This is a genomic window from Microbispora sitophila, from assembly GCF_014892245.1.
Lineage (GTDB): Bacteria > Actinomycetota > Actinomycetes > Streptosporangiales > Streptosporangiaceae > Microbispora > Microbispora siamensis.
Map to the genome: position 1 here is coordinate 1 of NZ_JADBGC010000087.1, position 1,119 is coordinate 1,119.

The window sequence follows — 1,119 nt, forward strand, 5'->3', positions numbered from 1 at the left end:
CCTAGATGTACTCCCCAGAGAGGTTGGTGACGCGGCTGATGGGTGGCTGGCCTTTCAGCGCGGTGTGTCCGCGGTGATGGTTGTACATGTGCAGCCAGGGATCAAGTGCGGCGCGGCGTTCGGCTTCTGAGGCATACGGGCGGGCGTAGGCCCACTCGTCGGCCAGGGTGCGGTGGAAGCGTTCGACCTTGCCGTTGGTCTGCGGCCGGTAGGGGCGGGTGCGCTTGTGGGTGATGCCCGGTCCGGTGCAGGTGGCCGCCCACACGTGGGACTTGTAGCAGGCGCCGTTGTCGGTGAGCACGCGCTGGATGGTCACGTTGCGGGCGGCGAACCAGGCCGCAGCTCGCGCCAGGAAGCCGGCCGCGGTGTCTTTGCGCTCGTCGGGCAGGATTTCGGTGTAGGCCAGGCGGGAGTGGTCGTCCAGGGCGGTGTGCAGGTACCCGTAGCCGATCACAGGTTTGCTGTTGCGCCGCCGGGTCGTGGTGGCCTGCTTGTTCTTGTCACCCCGGGCGCGGCCGACGATGCGGTGGCCGCCGCCGTCGGGGATGTTGCCCAGCTTCTTGACATCGACGTGGACCAGCGAGCCGGGCAGGTCGTGCTCGTAGCGGCGCACACGCCGTCCGCTGGCCCGGTCCAGGTGGACCAGCGGGGGTGCCGTGTAGCGGCGCAGCACCGCGTAGGCGGTGGAGGGGGCGATGCCGAGGCGGGCGGCGATCCGGGCCGGCCCCCACCGGCGGGTCACCCGCAACTTCACGATCCGCCGCTCGGTTCGCTGGTCGGTGCGGGCAGGGCTGTGGTGGGGGCGGCTGGGCCGGTCGGCCATCCCGGCCGCACCCTGAGTGCGGTAGCGGTGCGCCCAGCGGGCGGCAGTGGTGTGGGAGACCTGGAAGCGTTCGGCCGCACGGCGGATACTCCAGCCCTCCTCGACGATGCAGCGGGCCAGGCGAAGACGTCCGGTCTCGGTCAGCGGGGCGTTACGGTGGGGCATTGAGGGCTTTCTGGTCGGTGCTGCGGTTTGGTCGCTACACACCGAGCCACGAAAGCCCTCACCCATGCAACCTCAAGGTCGCTTTTCTCCACCGACGTCACCAACGTCCGTGGTCAGTACACCTAGAGGCG

1 protein-coding gene is annotated in these 1,119 nt (G+C 69.7%); it reads right to left on the reverse strand.

All coding sequences use genetic code 11. From position 1 onward, the window contains the following. Nucleotide 1 precedes the first annotated feature (1 nt). The gene (locus IL992_RS45530; protein WP_193209501.1) at nucleotides 2-988 is read right to left on the reverse strand and encodes an IS481 family transposase; all 987 of its coding nucleotides are present in this window, start codon (nucleotides 986-988) and stop codon (nucleotides 2-4) included. Nucleotides 989-1,119 lie beyond the last annotated feature (131 nt).

Coding starts and splice junctions, on each gene's coding strand:
- IL992_RS45530 (WP_193209501.1), bottom strand. CDS start 988: ATGCCCCACCGTAACGCCCCGCTGACCGAGACCGGACGTCTTCGCCTG.